Source organism: Bacillus cereus group sp. BceL220 (assembly GCF_051776965.1).
In the GTDB taxonomy this organism is placed as follows: Bacteria; Bacillota; Bacilli; order Bacillales; family Bacillaceae_G; genus Bacillus_A; species Bacillus_A cereus.
On sequence record NZ_JBPWBC010000006.1, the window covers coordinates 279567 to 298450 of the forward strand.

Sequence of the window (18884 nt, forward strand, 5' to 3'; positions counted from 1 at the left end):
AATTTCGTTGCTGATTTATTTCCTTCTAAATAAAAACACTTTCAAAAAAATAACCCCGCTCTTCATTTAAGACGGGGTTACACTTATACAGAAAATCGGGTAGTTTCATATTTTCTTAAGTTTATTGGTTACTTTCAACTAATCTCATTCTACTTTTGTCTTCTTCTGAATCAATATGAATCAACCGTTTTCCCTGTTTATAATACGTATCAATAAATAGGGAGAAATTTTTACTTTTCAATTTCACAAAGCAATTTTATCTCTTTGATTTGTTCTATATGGCGCTGTTCATGCAGATAGATCAGTTCTATCCACTGATCAAGGGGCAATTCTCCAAGAGCTGGATGCATCACTGATTTTTTCGCTAATATTGATTCATCTTCTATTGTACTCAGGAAATGCATCAATTCTTTTCTTGATTCGTTTAGCATATTGAGCATTTGTTGCACTTCAAATGGTTCTATACTTGGTTCAATCATTTCTGGAGCTATAAACTTTTTCGTTCTATCTAATAAAATAGTGTGAATTTCTTTACGCTCATTTTGGGTACTATCTAACTTTTTTAATCCTGAGGAAATAACTGTTATAACTCTCTCATCTAATAAAACTATATGATGACAAACTTGTGCAATACTCCATTTATCCTTATCTAGTTTCCTATTAAATTGAGCATCACTCAACAAAGAAATTTCCTCAACTAATTGATTTCTCGTTTCATAAAACTTGTCATTTACAAATGTATCCATGTGGATTCTCCTTTCATTGCAACCTACATACTTAAATTTCTACGCTAAAAATATTATCTTCGAAAACAGATTTTCTTTCACTACTATTCCAATTTCATTTTAAAGCCACAAATGAAGTTATTTGTTTTTTTGTATGTTTTTAATTGGCACAAATAAATCAACCTTTAACTTTCCTTCTAGATCTTCAGCAACATTATTTAAGCAAAACTCTAAATTATCTCTATCATAATCTGCATCATACTCACTATTTGGTAGCCACTCTGCATACATGTATTGATACGCTTCACTTAATTTATGAGGTTCATCATAGAACTGGTATAGACCATATGTACCTCCATCTAATCTTTTAAATTGCACATCATGATACTTTTCTTTATCGAAGTTTTCAGGAATCGTAACACATGCATCATGCCGGCACTTATGACTTGCAACAAGTTCAGGATTATCTAATGATATTCCGATAAATGATTGCTCTGGTGGATACAGTTTATTTTCAATTGACCAGTTCAGTAACTTTCCCCAGTGATCTTGCAGTTCAAAGTAGCTACCAGTTCGTCTTATATACGCTACTTCTAATGTTGGTAATTTTTTTATAACAACTTTCATTTACATCTTCTCCCCTATAAATACGTACACTGTTTATTTAGCTTTCTTTAATATTTATTCCTTCTTAAACAAAAAGAATTTTCTAATCACATAAAGTGAAACTTTAATCAGCGATGGTTTTGTTCATCCCCACTGATTATTAGTTGAACCAATCGGGCTACCAGTTAATGCGGGATAAACTTTAATTGATAACATGTATAACAATCTTGAATAATAATGTCCTATCAATTTATCATTAAATAAATGTAAAAAATGACTCTATTTATTCATTTTTAATGCGTATGTATGTACATTTGTTAATTTATTCGATATATTATGGGTATTGAATGATTACGTAAAGTGTAAAAGTCGCTTATATAACACCTTATATTTTTATATCCGTGAAAACTACAAAGTGTATGAAAATCCATTTGTCAAATGAATTTAGTGCGGAAGGAGGTTTGTGGTTACTTCATAGGGTATAATAATCAGTTTTTTACTGATAAAAATATAGGAGGCGACATAATGTTTCGTACGATTTCAAATTTCATGAGAGTAGCTGAGATAAGAAGGAAAATCCTTTTTACACTAGCGATGTTAATCGTTTTTCGAATTGGCACGTTTATTCCAGTTCCTCATACTAACGCAGAGGTATTAAAAGTACAAGATCAAGCTAACGTTCTAGGTATGTTAAACGTATTTGGTGGAGGAGCATTGCAACATTTCTCAATCTTTGCTGTAGGTATTACACCATATATTACAGCTTCCATCATAGTACAATTACTACAAATGGATGTTATACCTAAGTTTTCGGAATGGGCAAAGCAAGGAGAAATGGGCCGTAAGAAATCAGCTCAATTCACTCGATACTTTACAATCATTCTCGCATTCATACAGGCCATCGGAATGTCTTATGGCTTTAATAATATAGCAGGTGGACAATTAATAACAGATCAAAGCTGGACTACATACTTATTTATTGCGACAGTTTTAACTGCAGGTACTGCATTTTTACTTTGGTTAGGCGAACAAATTACCGCTAACGGAGTTGGTAATGGTATTTCGATGATTATCTTCGCAGGTCTCGTTGCCGCAATTCCAAATGTTGCAAATCAAATTTATTTACAACAATTCCAAAATGCTGGCGATCAGCTATTTATGCACATAATAAAAATTGTTTTAATTGGACTCGTAATTTTAGCGATAGTTGTTGGTGTTATTTACATTCAACAAGCTGTACGTAAAATACCGATCCAATATGCAAAAGCTGTTTCAGGAAACAATCAATATCAAGGAGCAAAAAACACTCATTTACCGCTTAAAGTAAATAGTGCTGGTGTTATACCAGTTATCTTTGCTTCTGCATTTTTAATGACGCCGCGTACAATTGCGCAGCTCTTCCCTGATTCAAGCGTATCAAAATGGTTAGTTGCAAATCTTGATTTCGCACATCCAATTGGAATGACACTTTATGTCGGTCTTATCGTTGCTTTCACATACTTCTACGCATTTATTCAAGTAAATCCTGAACAAATGGCTGAGAATTTGAAAAAGCAAAATGGATATGTTCCTGGTATTCGTCCTGGTAAAGCAACTGAACAATATGTAACTAAAATTTTATACCGTTTAACATTTATTGGTGCAATTTTCTTAGGTGCAATTTCTATATTACCGCTCGTATTCACGAAAATTGCTACGTTACCACCTTCTGCTCAAATTGGTGGTACAAGCTTACTTATCATTGTCGGTGTAGCACTAGAAACTATGAAGACGTTAGAAAGCCAGCTTGTAAAACGTCATTATAAAGGCTTTATTAAAAAAGTGAATTAATTATAAAAAACACACTATATTTTAAAGACATAGTGTGTTTTTTATTTTATATAAATATCGCCATTAATTCTCGATTTTAAAATCCTTATTATTGTGCATGTAAAATACCTTGAAGTACAACTTCTAATCCCCAGCGGAACCTTTCTTCTCCACCAGACAACATATCATCTTTTAAGCTTACAATCATCGGATACTTTACTACATCTAATGTTTCGTACGAAGCACGAATTGCGTCAAGTGTAGTTCCCTTTTCTTTACGTGCTGTTTGTTCAAAGGCGACTGAAGCAGCATATAACAGTAGAATATCTACTCCCCATGCTGATGATTTCGCATTTACTCCTCCTAGGTGTAATTGGTGCAAAATCCGTTCGGTAAGAGCTAACGAATTTGGTCCAATTGGAATTGTCATTAAAGCCAATTCTGCCATTCCAGGGGAATTGAACAAAATTCTGAAATATGAATATACAAGTTCAAATAATTCTTTTTTCCATGTTTCATTTTTGACATCTATTTCTTCAATGTTTCCTAGACCATAATCTAATACAAACGCTCTTAATTCATCAGCATTTTTAACATAAACATATAAAGAAGATGGTCCTGTATCTAGCACTTTTGCAATTTTTCTCATACTAAGGCCTGATATTCCTTCAGACTCCAGGAGGTTATATGCGGTTTTCACAATGATTTCTTTACTCAATGGTTCTTTTGCTGGTCGCGAACGACGGCTATTCGTTGTATTTGTTTTCTCTTCCATAGTTCTCCTTAATTACATCCAGTTTTATTGTTGTCCATGAAGTTGATTCATAAGATTGTACATTTTAATAGCAGCATCTTCTGAAAAACAAATTTCAAGGTTATCATTTGAGATAGCAGCAGATTGTGAAGAATAATCGTACATTTTTCCTTCATAAGTTTTGATTGCTTCGTTCAAATCGTCATACTTTACAATAGCTAGTGCAAGTTCTGCTGCATCACGCATAGCTAGGTTCACACCTTCTCCAGCAAATGGAGACATTAAATGAGCAGCATCACCAATTAAAGTAACACCAGGTGTACTATTCCAAGTTAGCCCCACAGGTAACATATAAATTCGTCTAGGAAAAATTGTACCATCTGCACATCTAATATAATTTTTAAGAGTTTCATCCCAGTCCTCAAAATATTGTAGAAGTTGACTCTTTGCTTCTTCTACATTTTCAAATGGAATCCCACAATTATCAAGCCATTCTTTATTAGTTCTAAAACTTAAGTATACTCGAATACTGTCATCTCCATTTAACTGTGTCAAAATACCTTTTTGATCCGAAAGTGCAAAGACTTTACCACGTCGATTAAACTCCGCTATTCCCGGATGATTTTCCGTGACATTTTGCAAATTCAATTCAATCATACTAATTCCAGTATATTGCGGTGCCGAATCTGTGACAAGTGGGCGAATTTGTGAAAAAGCACCATCTGCCGCTACAACTAAATCCACAATATCTACATGTCCATTTTCAAAATGAAGTTTATGCATACCATTTTCTAGAGAAACGGCTTTTATTAAATTATATCCCCAATGTATACATTCTGAATCAATAGAGTTTAAAAGCAACTCACGCAAAGTACCACGATCAATTTCAGGACGATTCCCGCCAGCTGAATCTGCTTCTTCATCTAAATATATTTTTCCACTTTTATCAAATAATCGAAAATCTTCTCCCTCATATCTAGCAAATTCATAAAATTTCTCTAACAATCCTGCTTCTTTTAGCGCTTCTTGACCAGTATCATGATGGATATCTAATGAACCTCCTTGTTGACGAATCATTGGGGATGTGTCTCTTTCATACACCACACTTTTTAAACCATGTTGTTGTAATATACGAGCTAATGTTAATCCTCCTGGTCCTGCGCCTATAATGGCAATTCTTTTTTTCATATTTTTCGTTCTTTCCATCATTAATCACACCTTACATGTTTTTGAATTACTTGTTCTATTTATAACATAACGAACACTGTTCGTAAAGTACAGTGTTCGTTATTCTCTAAGAAAATTATGGTAACGGCTCCAATAAGAAAAACATGCTACAAATTAGTAATAGCATGTTTTTTGTGTCATCTATTTATTTAAGTTCTCAAAACACTTCAGTCGTTTCTATTTAAAGCTCCTTCTTTAATAGCTTCCCTTGCTTAAAATAAGCTCCAATTGTTGTACGGTTTGCTAAAAATACACCTATCAAAATGAAACAAGCCCCCATTCCCATTGTAGGATTTAAGGGTTCTCCTAATACGATATACCCTACGATAATTGCTATTAATGGTGATACATATAACCACGTCGATGGAAATACTGGGTTTGTTTTTGATAAGAGCCAGTAATATAATCCGTGTCCACCGATTGATCCGATAAATATGAGATATAAAATAGGCCATTGTACACTCCATGAAGTTAATACAGTTACATTTGGTTGTTCTACAATAATAGATGCGATTAGTAGTAAAATCCCTCCATAAAACATTTGAATTCCGTTAATAAGAAATGGTGATACATTTGATAAATCTGAAAGTATTTCTTTCGAACGAATAGAGCCTATTCCGTAAAATAACTCTCCTATAACTAAAACAATACAAGCAATACTCCATATGAAACTTACTTGTTGATGCATTCCTGGTAAAGAAACAAATATAACACCTATTAGTGCAATAACTAAGGCAACGAGTTGTTCCTTTTGTAATTTCTCCCTATTCCTCTTTGCTTGTATTAATAAAATCATCATTGGTCCCGTAGCAGAAAGAACAGCAGCTAATCCCGAAGAAATATATTGTTCTGACCAATATAAACTTGCGAATGTCATAAATGTTAAACAAAATCCAGCATACATAATACGTTTTGAAAATATATGTGGCATAATTTCTTTTCGCTTTAATTTAAAAATAATCATAAGGATTATACCCGCTAAAAAGAAGCGAATTCCTGCTGAAAACAACGGTGGCGCCCCTGCTTCAATTCCAATTTTAATCGTTAAAAATGTTGTCCCGAAAATAATACATACTAAAATGTAATTAAAAATGACCATTTTACTTCCTCCTTTTTACTCTTAAAATAAGTATAGAGGCTATGGTGTATAACAGTGTATCGGTACATATAACAGTTACTTCAAGTTGTAGTTGATTCCCTATATATTTTTCGCTTTAATTAAATTAAAAAGAAAAATAGGTGAACCTATGAAGATTGTATTGCGTAAAGAATCAAACATACCGTATTACAAGCAAATATATATGCAAATTGTTGAAAGAGTACAAAGTGGTATGCTTTCACATGGTGAATCCCTTCCTTCTTTACGTTGTATGGCCACAGATTTACAAATCAATGTATTAACTGTTCGTAAAGCTTATAAACAGTTAGAAACGAAAGGGTATATACGCATCGAACAAGGAAAAGGTGCTTACATATATAAACGTGTAAAGAAAGATTTTAAACCGATACCGTATAAATGGCAACAATCAAGATCTATTAATGTTATGCGTTCTCAATATGCAATGAATAAACACCGTAAATATTATGATTTTTCACAAGCAATTCTGTATCCCCGTCTGTTACCAAATCCATTTTTGGCAGACGAAATGCATAAATTGCTAGATAAAAATCCGATGTTGTTAGCAACTTATGGGCCAGTTCAAGGCGATTATGAATTGCGAGTTGAAATAGCAAATTACTTAAATGAACACCAGAAATTAGTGACGGACCCATCTCAATTATTAATTACAAGCGGAGCACAACAAGGAATTGATTTAATTGCTCAAACATTATTAAAACCTGGAGATACTGTATTAGTAGAAAGTCCGTGTTACAGTGCCGCGCTTGATGTTTTCATCAATAAAGGTGTTCAAATCATTCCTGTTTCTCTTGATAATCATGGAGTTTGCTCCGACTTAATTGATGATATTTGTCAAAGTAAAAATCCCGTTTTATTGTATACGAATCCGACCTTCCAAAACCCGACAGGTACAGTAATGAGTAAAGAACGAAGAATGGAACTTATAGAACTAGCGGAGCTATATCAATTTTTTATCATTGAAGATGATTCTTTCGGAGAAATATATTTTGAAGATGCTGTAGTACCACCTCCAATCAAAAGTTTTGATAAGGATGGCCACGTAATATATATAAAAGGATTTAGTAAAACGTTAGCACCAGGATTGCGTATTGCAGCACTTATTGCCGATGGCCCTATTTTTGAATGGCTATATGCAGTGAAAGGTTCAATGGATATCGGTAGTCCTTTATTAACACAAAAGGCACTTCTACCGTTTTTACGTGCGGAACGTATGAAAAATCATTTAGAAAAATTACGAACAGCTTTACAAATGAGACGTGATTTAACAATTGATATATTATCGCCATTAAAAGAACTAAACTTTGAAATACCAAATGGCGGTTTTAATTTATGGGTGACACTGCCTGATTCGATAGATCCCTTTACCTTATTACAAAAAGCAAATGAAGTAGATGTCTCTTTTTTACCAGGAACAGCTTGTCTATTAAATTACGAAACAAATGATAACCAATTAAGAATTAGCTATTCAATGTTAAACGAGAAAGATATGGAAATTGGATTAGAGAAATTACACGATACAATACGAAACAGTATTTATTAGAAGTAATATCACAATAGCCAACAATAAATAATACCTGCAAATGAAAATGTATAGTATGGGATATTATCTATTGTTGAGCTTTTTCGTTATTCAAATCTAGTTACTCTATAAGCTGTAATCTTGATTATCATTCCACTTTAACTACAATCTTTCCTCTAACATGTTGTCCTTCACTCAAAATATGAGCTTCTCGAACTCCTGCTTCATTAAATGGCACCACTTTACTTATGATTGGTTTGATTTTCCCGTTTACAATTAAAGCTGATAATTCTTCTAATTGTTTTCCATTTGGTTTTAGCCATAAAAATCCTGATTTTATTCCTTCTACTTTTTGTAGTGGTTCATGAACAATGGAAACTAGAACACCACCAGGTTTAATAATTCGAAAACTTTTTTCTTGCACTTCGCCACCTATTGTATCTAACACAATATCAAAGTCTGATACTAGTTCTTCAAATTTATCTTTTTTATAATCAATAACGAGATCCGCTCCTAAAGACTGTAAAAATTCTTTATTTTTTCTACTAGCAGTCGTGGCAACAAAAGCTCCAAATGATTTTGCGATTTGGATTGCCAAACTTCCAACGCCACCAGCTCCAGCATGAATGAATACACGGTCATTTTCTTTTATTTTTGCGTAATCTACAAGACTTTGCCACGCTGTAAGTCCTGCAAGAGGAATAGAAGCTGCTTCTTCGTAACTAATATTATTAGGCATATGTGATACTAAATCTAATTGTACTGCAATGAATTCAGCATAAGAGCCGCTTCCTATATTTTCAGGTTTCGTAAACACTTTATCTCCTATATTGAAACACTCTACATCTTCTCCAACTTCTTCAATAACTCCAGCTATATCTAATCCTAAAGTGATTGGAAATGAAAAGCGTAACTGTTCTTGTAACTCACCTTTTCTTATTTTCCAATCAACTGGATTAACAGATGTTGCATGAATACGTATTAATACCTCATTATTCTTAACAACCGGTTTTAAAACTTGTCTTTCTTTTAATTCTTCAACACTGCCATATCGATCAATAACAATTGCTTTCATTTCCTCTCCTCCTTACTGTTTATTTTAATAACATACAATTATTTCTCAAAATTTTTTGCCTTGAATTACCATATACTTATTTTTGGGGGTAATTATGCAAAAAGCATTATAAAGTAAAACTTTAATCATTCCTCACCAATCGGGCTCTTACTGCCCGGCAAATAGCGGGATGAATTTCAAAAAGAATCTTACACACATCTTAGAATTATTCAAAACTGTATTATTAATTAAATTCAAAAGAAATGGGGCTAACTTTATGAGTGAAAAGATATTTAAAATAAACGGTATTGATATATGTACAGAAAGCTTCGGTAACTCTAATGATCCCGCTATTTTATTAATTATGGGAGCTACTTGTTCAATGATATATTGGGATGAAGAATTTTGTGAACAGTTGGCGAACACAGGAAAATTTGTTATTCGCTTTGATAATCGCGATGTTGGACGCTCTGTTACATATGAACCTGGCACTTCAAATTATTCAGTAACAGATATGGCTGAAGATGCAATCGGAGTATTAGACGCTTATCATATTGATAAAGCCCATCTTTTTGGTATGTCATTAGGTGGTATGATTGCTCAAATTGCCGCTGTAAAACATCCCGAAAGAATTTTGACGCTAACTTTACTAGCGACTAGTGTAATAGGATCTGATAATAATACTCGCGATTTACCCCCAATGGATGAAAGGATTTTAACACATCATGTAAAGAGCGCAAGTATAGATTGGACAAATAAAAATGATGTGGCAGAGTATTTAGTTTCAGGATCTCGTCTATTATGTGGATCAGAACGAATATTTGATGAAAATAGAGTTTATACACAAGTAAAACAAGAAATAGAACGCGCAAACAATTTATTAAGTATGTTTAATCACGCTTTACTTCAAGGTGATGATGCATATGAAGGTGTACTTCACTCCATACAAGCACCAACATTGGTTATTCACGGAACAGACGATACAGCACTCCCATTTGAACATGGCCTCGCACTAATTGATGAAATTCCAAACTCAGTACTATTAACTCTTAAAGGGGCAGGTCATGAAAATCATCCAAATGATTGGGAAAGCATAATTACTGCGGTTTCTAAACATACATCTGAAATTTAGACAAACAAATAATTAACAGAAGGGGCACAAATTGTATTGTGCCCCTTCCATTTACAAACAAAAACCCATCACTGTATTCGTATGTATAGTGATGGGACTTCTTATATTTTTCTATGTTTAAAAAAATGGACAATCTAATTGATCAACAGATTCCCATAATTTTTTTTTTGCATTTTCGGTGGATGTATTTGCTTCTAGTGTCATGTTTTTAAAAGGGTTTACTTCGACTTTTAATAAGGATGAAGGCTCCACATATAATGAGAAAACATGGCTGCTTGGTAAAGCTTTTGAAACGTCAATATCTCCTACTTGTTTAAATAATTGCTGCGCAGCAAAAAAGAAGAAATTAGTTGGATTTGATTGTTTATTCAGCCACGCAAGCATTTCAGGTGATACCGATTTATGAATACTGATTTTTACTCGATCACCACGTTTATATCGCCTAGATCGCATACTTCCACCAACTAACTTATCGTTAAGTTTGTAAATCCTAACTCTTTTTGCTTATGCTCTCTATATTTTGGCGAACAAGTATAAACTAATAATCCTCGTGCATTTGTAAATAACGGATTATCTACAAAGATTACATTTTTTAGTCGTCCTTTTTGCTTTAAAATCATTTTTAAACTGTTTTTAATAATTACTGCACCCCCGCCATAAATAAACACGTATGGATCGTCTTTCATATCATCAATTTTATTTATAATATCTGTTGCGACACGCGCTGCTAAACCTAATAGTGCCGGCTGTGATTCCTCAACTAATAAGGTATTTCTCGGATGCGTATCATTTAAATAAATTTGATTGAATTCTGTAATACTATCAATCGTCTTAGTTGGATACTTCCGGTTCCATCTCGTAATGATTTGTAGTAGCGTCTCTTTTACACCATAAGATAAACCTTTACTTAGTTGCGGACGGAAATTTACTCCTAATGAAACGACTTCTTCTGTCGTCCCTGCACCAATATCAAAAGAGAGTAGAGTTTTATCTACAAAATCAATTTCAGAAACTTGATTTTGCTCACATTCTATTTTATGTTTTACAACATTTCCTTCTTCATCGTATACAATGCCCCACGTCCCAGAAGCACCCTCAGGCAGGCATTTACAATACTCAATTGAAACATTAATTGTCACATCGCGTCCGTTCGGATAATGGAAAATAACCTTATGATTTCCCATATAACGTTTTGCATTTTCAGCAGCTATTTCTTGTGTAATAAGCTGCATAGGAAGAGCGACAGATAAATCATAACGAATATTAATATGGCTAGAAGTTGGACTTTGACGCATAGCGCTTACCGCCAAACCTGATAGTATTGTAATAACCATTAACTCATCCGTTGACTTATTTGATTTCTTCTCTACCTCAGTACCTTTTAATTGATCTTGAATGACTTTTTCTCCAACGATGTATCGTACATTATTAAGCATTAACGATGGCGAACTTATAGTCACATCAATGTGGTTTTCTAATTCAGATAATGAAACATCTACCTCATCTAAGAGTCCTGTCGGCTCACCTATATATAAAGAATAAATACTCGGAATAAAAATAGGGTCTTGCCCTTTCACCATTAACTTCAAACCGTTGTTTCCTGCATCTGCACCAGCTTTTAAAAGTATAGACATAACTACCCCCTAAATTAATCTGACATCCCTTCCAAATATATGCGAGCCCATTCTTTTACATTCAAATGTATTGTAATTTTTTATTTATCATAAAACCAAAATATTGCATACTGACATATTATATGTAAAAAGTATTTGACATGATACTTTTCCAATTTTATACTTATATTTGTAAAGAGGTTTTTACAATCGAGGGGGGCAATTATTTATTGAATACTAAAAAAACTATTTTTATAATCATTGTTTTAGCATTAATTGCAATACTAGTACATGGCACATATAAATACATCACTGAAGGTTCTATTTTGGGTGGTACGATTTTTGCTATCTCGTTAATACTTAGTAATTTAATTAATCACATTACTTGGGGAGATCCCCACGGTGTATCAGAAGAAAGTCAAGATGAAATGGGCCAACAAATTACATATAAAAGCTTTAAAATTGCGTATTTTGTGCTTGTAGTTGTAATGTTCCTTTTATTAATCTTCTCCGAAGGATTTTCTATGGGGGCTAATTTAGATGGCGTTAAAAACCTCCCTCTGTTCATCGCAATTTGCTCTTCATTCTTTATTTATCCTATTGTCGAACTCATAGTTGCAAAACAATATAAGTAAAAAGATGAGGTTTTCTACATGTAGAAAACCTCATCTTTTTATATTTACATACTCTCTACAATTGCTTTTAATTTATTCACAGTACGCCAATTCCTAACTGTAGCTGGTGTATGTAACTTCTGAAACTGGTTCATTAATTTAGAATTTCGAATGCTATTTTTGAAAAACAAATAAGCAACCTTCTCATCTATATAGCAATCTTCAAGTTCACTTTTAAATGTAAGCAATTGACTACTTTCCTCTTCAGAAAGTACATTAGCTAAAAAAGCAACATGAACACTTTCTCCTTCTAACAATGAATGAACTTCATACGGACATTGTTTAATAATATTTATAAATTCACCATATGTTCTTAGCATGACTGGAACATCGAAATCAAATTCATTTTTTATTTCAGATTGTATTCGGTCCTTTAGAAAGCTTATATCTTCCTCAGATTCGAACACGATATTACCACTTTGTATATATGTTTTCACTTGTTTTAACCCTATTGATTCAAACACTCGTTTTAAATCAGCCATTTTGATTACTTTATGTCCACCGACATTGATTCCTCTTAGTAATGCAATATAAAGTGTCATATTATTCCCCTCACAATAAAATAAACTTATCAATTGAATCGATTTTCCCACTCATATTTCTCGGATATTTGTTTTAATTCTTCTAACATATCATGAATAGATAATACCTCAAATAAAGTAATAGACTCACTTGAAAAATGGTGATGATAATGATTTGGTTTATAATCTTTTAAATCATTTTTATAACTCCAAAATTGCTTGTCTAATTCAGCAATAAGTTTCAAATGTTCCTCATCAATTTCATTACAACGGTTTCTCAATATAGCAATTATAGAATGAATTGTTCGTTGTAATATTTCCCTTTCACTTTGTGACCAGTCACAAGTCTCAATTGACACTCGAGCTAAATTATCTATATGGTAAATGATTTGCTGTAATATATGAAGTTGGTTCTGCATGGTTAAAAAGCTTCTCATTTCCTTCTTTGTATGTTGATGATATTTCCAATCTTTCTGCTCATATTGAACAAATTGCATCGCCTTATGCAATAATACAGTCAATTTAGATAAATCCTGAGCGGTCTCCTTTTTCATACCTTTTCCTGCAACTAATGCAGTAATCCATTCTTCCATAATATTTGCTGTTTTAGCAAATAGATCCTCTGTACATCCAAAAATCGTTTTCGTGTAGTGTGGTGGGAAAATGAAAAAATTCACTAAAGTAGATACTATAATACCAGTAGATGTAGTAGCTAAACGAATTAAAAATGCAGTGAAATAATGATCTGCCGTAATTGGAATCATAGCTACAGCAGTTAAAGTTGCGACTAATGTTCCCGCATGTAACCTTAGTTTTTGACATGTAACGATCGTAAACATCGCAGCTAATGCATAAGAAATTGCTTGATGACCTAAGAAAAATGTGAACGTCATGGCATATGCCGATCCAATTGTTGAGGCCGGAAAGCGAATAAGCCCTTTTTTTATTGAGTCTGTTGCAGTTGGTTCAATTGTAACAATTGCTGTTATTACAGCAAAAATAGTTGGAATGTTAAAAAATTCACAAACTAACACTGTAAGAAAAACTGCAATCCCAGTTTTAATCACTCTTCCCCCAACGATATTCCATTTTCTATCTTGATTCATTTTTTATATCCTTCATTTCTGTTTCATTTTATATACATATATTACTAAAATAAAAAAACCTACTACGTGAATATTCAAGAGTAAGTTTTCTATCTCATTATTTCATTATAGGTAAATGCATTATTATTTGTTGGCCAATTGGTCCCATTCTTCTAAAACCTTTATCCTCGAAGCCCACTTTTGCATATAAATTTTGTGCAGGAATATTTCTTTCATTCACAGCAAGTACAACTTCATTTTTTATTGGAAAATAGCATTTTACAAACTCTTCTAATAATAACAATGACTTTTTAGCGAATCCTTTTCTTTGTCTATTGTGATTAATAGAAAATGACGTTAAAAGTAAAGCATCCTCATTATCTGTGAACTCCTTTACTCTATCTCCCGTTTCCAATGCGAAAAGACCCACCGGTACCCCATTGTAATCTAAAATAACAATCACATTTTTTGTACGATCACTTTTTGCTTTTTCCAGTAATGCGCTTGGATCTGCTGTAAACTGAACTTGTTCACTTGGTAAAGTAAATGTTTGTATAACTTCTTTATATTTCTCCTTATACGGAACTAATTGAATTTCCCCTGTGTGTATGTTCATGCTAAACTCTCCCATTTTTTAGCTTATTAACTTATACCTTGCTGTGCTTTTGAATGCACTCTTCCATCTAAAAAGGTAATTTCAACAAATGAATTTGGATTGTTTCCTTTCCAAGCAAAAATTTGTTTAATTTGTGTAGAATGTTCTACCCCTTCTTCTATAAGTAAATCCCCTTCAAAACCAATTAAATCTTTCACTTCTGTATAAGTCATTCCTTCATTTATGTTCGAGAAATGATTTATATTGATAGATTCTTTCTGTTGCCTTTCCATCACAGTAGAAGAAGTTGCTGTTTGATTTTTCACTTCTTTTCTCTTTTCACACGCTGTCATACTGAAACCTAAGCATAAACTAAACAATATACATGCGCTTTTTTTCATCATAACAGTTGTCCCTCCCATCATAATTAAACCATATATTCCCTTAAAAATAAACTGAATATTTAATATTATACTTAAAAACCTCGCACAATTAAGTACGAGGCTAATTTCATTTATTCAAATGATTATTTGATTGATCATCCTGTTCTTTTCTTAACTCTTGTTCTTCATCTTTTGGTAATTGTTTATCATTATCTTTAATTGGATTCGTTTCTCGATTTTCAATCATATCATTTGGAACTTGTGGCATTACTCGTCCCACAATAGCCGCTAATTCATCTAGTATACCTTCACCTGTTTTTCCTTTTTTAATTTGCTTTCCGATTTGTTTGAGGCGTTCATACGTATCAACATCTGCTACAACGACTGCATTAGCACCGTCAGGGTCATTTTTTAAACTTTCTGCAACAGAATATTTAATTGATTCAACACGAGTTCGATCAAGTTTTGCTTTTACGTCTATACCTACAATAGCATATTTTCCAACAACGACCGCTGTCGCATCATTCACACCTGGCACACTTGCTGCTAAAGATGCTAAATGATCTGCCGCTTTTTCATTTGGCTTATTTGATTTATTCGTATAATTAACATTTTTCATTGAAACATTTTTTTGTTCCGGCTTTTCGTTTGGGTTTTCTTTTGTTCCAATACTGCATCCAGTTATAACGAAGCAAAGCATTAATATATATATTAGAGTTTTCATTATTTTCACCACTTCACTTTTAAGGTTTAATCATAAATTTTTTCAACAGCTTGCATTTTCTTTACCTTTTCCTCGGCCCCGCTATTAGCATTAATGAATATTTGGTACGTATCTTTTCCTAAAGTACCTACAAATTCATAGCAAAGTACTTCATTATGCAAATCATTAACTACTACAGCTTTACGTTCTTCCATTACTTTTACATCCGGATTGATTTTCTTTCTTGCTTCTGCTGCAGTTAGCTTTGCCGATGGAACTGTTCGTTTTTGATGTGACGCTAAATATTCTTTTGCGGAGAACCCTACGATAGAACCGTCATCTAAAGCAATTTTCATTTGGATTGCTTCTGGATAAATTCGTACTCCATTTTCATTTACTACATACGTAAATACACCAACATTATCATATTGAGAGCTATCATAAAGCTCCATATTATTAAACTTATGGTCCTTTAAAAATTTTAAACCTTTACTACCTGCATCGTTTAAACTAACTTTCTGTTCTTTAATTTCGCGGTTATTCATAACCCAAATTGGATATCCGCCTTTTCCGGTAATATCCATATAGAACTCATTGTTCGTTGCTTCATCTTTAATTTTCACACTATAGAAGGATTCTTTCGCACCTTTTCCACTTTTCTCTACATCTACTTTTTCATTTCCTTTTAAATTCAAAAACGATTTGGCAATTTTCGCCGCTTCATCTTTAGAAATTGCCTTTCCTTCCGCTTCAAATCCGCCTTTTTTATTTTTTTGCGCACTTGTAAAGGTCGGTCCGAAGTTTGTAGAAGAATATGATGTTACGTTTTTCTCTACAGTTTTCAATCCATCAATAATTGTGTTATCTGCTGGATCACGATTTGATGCAAGTGCCATTTCTACATCCATCCAGCGTAAATTATTTTTCAAAACAAGATGTTGTACTTTTCTTAGTTCATCTTGTATATTTCCTGCATTTGAATATAAAGTTTGTAGCGTTTTATATTCTTGCTCATTTAACGGCTCTTTTTCTAAATCACGAATGGCTGCACGGTAACTGAAATCACCGATATTCGCTAAAAATTCTTCCGTTTTATTAAATGGCATTAATGTTAAAGGAAGTTGTCCTACATCTGAGCGAGCTTCAGATGTTAAACGCCATACATCCGCTAATGCAGGTGATAAAGATGATCGTGAATTCATCGCAAGTGTTGTGCCAATTTTATCGTGTAATAAATCGACTTCGTATGCTAAATCATGGAATGCACGTTGATAGCTATTTTCCGCTCGAATTAAAACCGCATTTTTCTCTTGGTGCTCTTTATAGCCCCAATAGCCTGTTCCTACTACACCGACTGTTAATAATACAATGATAATACCTCGTAACATTGTCCCACCTCCGCTCTATTTACAGAAAATATGTTTACCGATTTTTTTAATTTGTGGACGAGTCCAAATCCATTTACTAGTCGCAGTATCTGGATTGAAATAATATAAAGCATTTCCTGTTGGATCCCATCCGTTAATCGCATCTAAAACTGCTTTTTTTGCTGTTTCATTTGGCGTTAAATATATTTGTCCATCGGCTACTGCTGTAAATGCTCTAGGCTCAAAGATTACACCTGAAACAGTATTTGGGAATGACGCACTTGTAACACGATTCAAAATAACGGCAGCTACTGCAACTTGTCCTAAATACGGTTCACCACGTGATTCGCCGTATACTGCGTTTGCCATAAGCTGAATATCATTTTGAGAATAACCGTTCGGAACATTTGTCCCTTTATTTTGAGGTGGTTTATTCTCTTGTGCAGTTCCGCCGCTATTTCCTTTATTCGTTGTTGTCCCTTTATTAGCAGTTGACTTGTCATACTTCGTTGCCTTCACGAGCATTTGCTTCGTTTTAGCTCCAGCTAAACCATCAACGGGTAATCCGAATTTCTCTTGAAAATTCCGAAGTGCCCAGTATGTACCCCATCCGAAAACACCATCCACTTTTCCCGTATAAAATCCGTTATATTTCAAACGAGATTGCAGTTCAATGACATCTTCGCCAGATGCTCCTCTTTGAATAACTTGATTAGAAAAAGCTTCTACATTCTTTAGTTGTATACTACTGACCATTAAAGACAGTCCTATGAACGCAAGTAAAACTGCTATTTTAAAAATAGCTTTTTGGCGCATAATTTTCCCTCCTTAATTACGGAAATGATTTCTTGGTTATGTTTTGTAAAAGCCTCGCTTTTATGTAAAGAAGACAAAAAAATCCAAACTAATATCGTTGAAAAAATATGTAAACAATATAAAAAAGGATGAAAGGAGTTCATCATGAAGAAATCGTTAAAACGTGTCGCACTCGTCATTCTGTTCCTAACAACATGTTCAAATATATATACAGACTCATCAATTGTTCATGCGCAGCCGCCGTATGCCAAATGGGGTAAACTTGCCGTAGAAAAGACGAAAGAACAATACCCAAAAGCAGAAATTATTGACTATCTTCATATAGGTAGAAAACCAAAAACAGTTCAAATAACTGTTGAAAAATTTAAATTGTGGTTACGTGAAGATGGAAAAGAATATGGTGTTTTTGTTGATGTAGAATTTGAAACGAAGACGGAGAAATTTATAAAGTTGTCGTTTCAGAAGACGAGTAGATAAAGTGAAACCCCACTGTTAAAAATGGAAACAGTGGGGTTCCTTGCATTTCTAAAATTCTTTCCTAAAGTTTCGATTCCCTAAAAATCTTACCAATATACAAATAGCGCCAATTACTACAGCTATCCCTATACTATATAAAAGTACTTTACCATATCCACCTATTCTCGGATCTAAAAACGGATATGGATACCAATTCACGATTGGACCACGTATTAAGCTATATACAACGTAAAAACACGGGAATAAGAGCCAACTTGCAGCTTGTTTCCAAGTGATTTTCTTAATAGGTGGATTTAAAATCCAATCTAAAAGCATTGCAATCGGCATGATATAATGTAGCACAGTATTTACCCATGGTATTGCCGTTTGAAGTGACTCTTCTAACCCTCTTAGTAACAAAAAATAAACGAGTCCTGTCGTAAGTATGTATACCGTTGCCGCACCACGAAGTATACTAAACTGTTCTGAGCGACCAAATGTAGCTGTTCCGATACTGCTTAAAAGGAGAATACATGCAACTAAAATGTTACTTTCAATAGTGAAGAAACTAAAAAAGTTAACTGGATTAAACGGCTTCACTTGTGCCCTAATTATGAATTGCGTAATAATGGCGCTACACACTAGAAGACTTAAACATAATCTAAATAAAGATAAAATTTTTTCATCCTTCATACATTCCCTCC

The 18884-nt window shown here is 33.5% G+C and carries 21 protein-coding genes; 5 read left to right on the forward strand and 16 right to left on the reverse strand.

Annotated features, from left to right (window positions below; all coding sequences use genetic code 11):
• Positions 1–230: 230 nt before the first annotated feature.
• On the reverse strand, positions 231–746 hold the full coding sequence (locus ACS2FK_RS18170; protein WP_063547468.1) for a DinB family protein: 516 nt from the start codon (positions 744–746) through the stop codon (positions 231–233).
• 117 nt (positions 747–863) lie between these two features.
• Entirely contained in the window at positions 864–1352 is a 489-nt protein-coding gene (locus tag ACS2FK_RS18175; RefSeq protein WP_063547470.1) for an AraC family transcriptional regulator, read from the reverse strand.
• A gap of 504 nt (positions 1353–1856) precedes the next feature.
• On the opposite strand from ACS2FK_RS18175, the gene secY reads away from it, so the two are divergent.
• Entirely contained in the window at positions 1857–3161 is a 1305-nt protein-coding gene (gene secY, locus ACS2FK_RS18180; RefSeq protein ID WP_000490135.1) for a preprotein translocase subunit SecY, read from the forward strand.
• An 88-nt stretch (positions 3162–3249) separates the two neighbouring features.
• On the opposite strand, the gene ACS2FK_RS18185 is transcribed toward secY, so the two are convergent.
• The 3 genes from ACS2FK_RS18185 to ACS2FK_RS18195 form a co-directional block, all read right to left on the reverse strand.
• Positions 3250–3915 (reverse strand): TetR/AcrR family transcriptional regulator, encoded by a 666-nt coding sequence (locus ACS2FK_RS18185; protein WP_023522125.1) that lies wholly within the window; start codon positions 3913–3915, stop codon positions 3250–3252.
• A 24-nt stretch (positions 3916–3939) separates the two neighbouring features.
• The gene (locus ACS2FK_RS18190; RefSeq protein ID WP_063547472.1) at positions 3940–5103 is read right to left on the reverse strand and encodes an FAD-dependent oxidoreductase; all 1164 of its coding nucleotides are present in this window, start codon (positions 5101–5103) and stop codon (positions 3940–3942) included.
• 199 nt (positions 5104–5302) lie between these two features.
• Positions 5303–6220 (reverse strand): DMT family transporter, encoded by a 918-nt coding sequence (locus tag ACS2FK_RS18195; protein ID WP_000234338.1) that lies wholly within the window; start codon positions 6218–6220, stop codon positions 5303–5305.
• A gap of 148 nt (positions 6221–6368) precedes the next feature.
• Between ACS2FK_RS18195 and ACS2FK_RS18200 the strand changes: the two genes are divergently transcribed.
• Positions 6369–7802, forward strand: coding sequence for a PLP-dependent aminotransferase family protein (locus tag ACS2FK_RS18200; protein ID WP_063547474.1), 1434 nt, complete (start codon positions 6369–6371; stop codon positions 7800–7802).
• 127 nt (positions 7803–7929) lie between these two features.
• Here the strand turns inward: ACS2FK_RS18200 and ACS2FK_RS18205 are convergent, their stop codons facing one another.
• Complete coding sequence (locus ACS2FK_RS18205; RefSeq protein ID WP_063547476.1) at positions 7930–8856, reverse strand: NADP-dependent oxidoreductase; 927 nt, start codon at positions 8854–8856, stop codon at positions 7930–7932.
• 256 nt (positions 8857–9112) lie between these two features.
• On the opposite strand from ACS2FK_RS18205, the gene ACS2FK_RS18210 reads away from it, so the two are divergent.
• On the forward strand, positions 9113–9967 hold the full coding sequence (locus ACS2FK_RS18210) for an alpha/beta fold hydrolase (RefSeq protein WP_063547478.1): 855 nt from the start codon (positions 9113–9115) through the stop codon (positions 9965–9967).
• A gap of 117 nt (positions 9968–10084) precedes the next feature.
• On the opposite strand, the gene ACS2FK_RS18215 is transcribed toward ACS2FK_RS18210, so the two are convergent.
• Both ACS2FK_RS18215 and ACS2FK_RS18220 read right to left on the reverse strand, forming a co-directional pair.
• Entirely contained in the window at positions 10085–10420 is a 336-nt protein-coding gene (locus ACS2FK_RS18215) for a hypothetical protein (protein ID WP_063547480.1), read from the reverse strand.
• An 11-nt stretch (positions 10421–10431) separates the two neighbouring features.
• A complete protein-coding gene (locus ACS2FK_RS18220; protein WP_000025623.1) occupies positions 10432–11601 on the reverse strand; it encodes a ParM/StbA family protein in 1170 nt (389 codons plus the stop codon).
• Positions 11602–11810: 209 nt separating this feature from the next.
• Between ACS2FK_RS18220 and ACS2FK_RS18225 the strand changes: the two genes are divergently transcribed.
• Complete coding sequence (locus ACS2FK_RS18225) at positions 11811–12215, forward strand: hypothetical protein (protein WP_001093141.1); 405 nt, start codon at positions 11811–11813, stop codon at positions 12213–12215.
• A 44-nt stretch (positions 12216–12259) separates the two neighbouring features.
• On the opposite strand, the gene ACS2FK_RS18230 is transcribed toward ACS2FK_RS18225, so the two are convergent.
• The 7 genes from ACS2FK_RS18230 to sleB all read right to left on the reverse strand — a co-directional run bounded on the left by ACS2FK_RS18230 (position 12260) and on the right by sleB (position 17724).
• Positions 12260–12796 (reverse strand): DUF1697 domain-containing protein, encoded by a 537-nt coding sequence (locus ACS2FK_RS18230; RefSeq protein ID WP_000177386.1) that lies wholly within the window; start codon positions 12794–12796, stop codon positions 12260–12262.
• 29 nt (positions 12797–12825) lie between these two features.
• On the reverse strand, positions 12826–13881 hold the full coding sequence (locus ACS2FK_RS18235) for an aromatic acid exporter family protein (RefSeq protein WP_063547482.1): 1056 nt from the start codon (positions 13879–13881) through the stop codon (positions 12826–12828).
• Between the two features lie 97 nt (positions 13882–13978).
• A complete protein-coding gene (locus ACS2FK_RS18240) occupies positions 13979–14491 on the reverse strand; it encodes a GNAT family N-acetyltransferase (protein WP_120460134.1) in 513 nt (170 codons plus the stop codon).
• A gap of 11 nt (positions 14492–14502) precedes the next feature.
• Positions 14503–14859, reverse strand: coding sequence for a hypothetical protein (locus ACS2FK_RS18245; RefSeq protein WP_016512697.1), 357 nt, complete (start codon positions 14857–14859; stop codon positions 14503–14505).
• A gap of 106 nt (positions 14860–14965) precedes the next feature.
• Positions 14966–15562, reverse strand: coding sequence for a YhcN/YlaJ family sporulation lipoprotein (locus ACS2FK_RS18250; protein WP_000854060.1), 597 nt, complete (start codon positions 15560–15562; stop codon positions 14966–14968).
• Positions 15563–15588: 26 nt separating this feature from the next.
• On the reverse strand, positions 15589–16929 hold the full coding sequence (ypeB, locus tag ACS2FK_RS18255; RefSeq protein WP_016081334.1) for a germination protein YpeB: 1341 nt from the start codon (positions 16927–16929) through the stop codon (positions 15589–15591).
• Between the two features lie 15 nt (positions 16930–16944).
• Positions 16945–17724, reverse strand: coding sequence for a spore cortex-lytic enzyme (gene sleB, locus ACS2FK_RS18260; protein ID WP_001249053.1), 780 nt, complete (start codon positions 17722–17724; stop codon positions 16945–16947).
• A 144-nt stretch (positions 17725–17868) separates the two neighbouring features.
• On the opposite strand from sleB, the gene ACS2FK_RS18265 reads away from it, so the two are divergent.
• A complete protein-coding gene (locus tag ACS2FK_RS18265; protein WP_016512695.1) occupies positions 17869–18201 on the forward strand; it encodes a DUF3889 domain-containing protein in 333 nt (110 codons plus the stop codon).
• A gap of 48 nt (positions 18202–18249) precedes the next feature.
• On the opposite strand, the gene ACS2FK_RS18270 is transcribed toward ACS2FK_RS18265, so the two are convergent.
• Entirely contained in the window at positions 18250–18873 is a 624-nt protein-coding gene (locus tag ACS2FK_RS18270) for a Pr6Pr family membrane protein (RefSeq protein ID WP_000650960.1), read from the reverse strand.
• Positions 18874–18884: the final 11 nt, after the last annotated feature.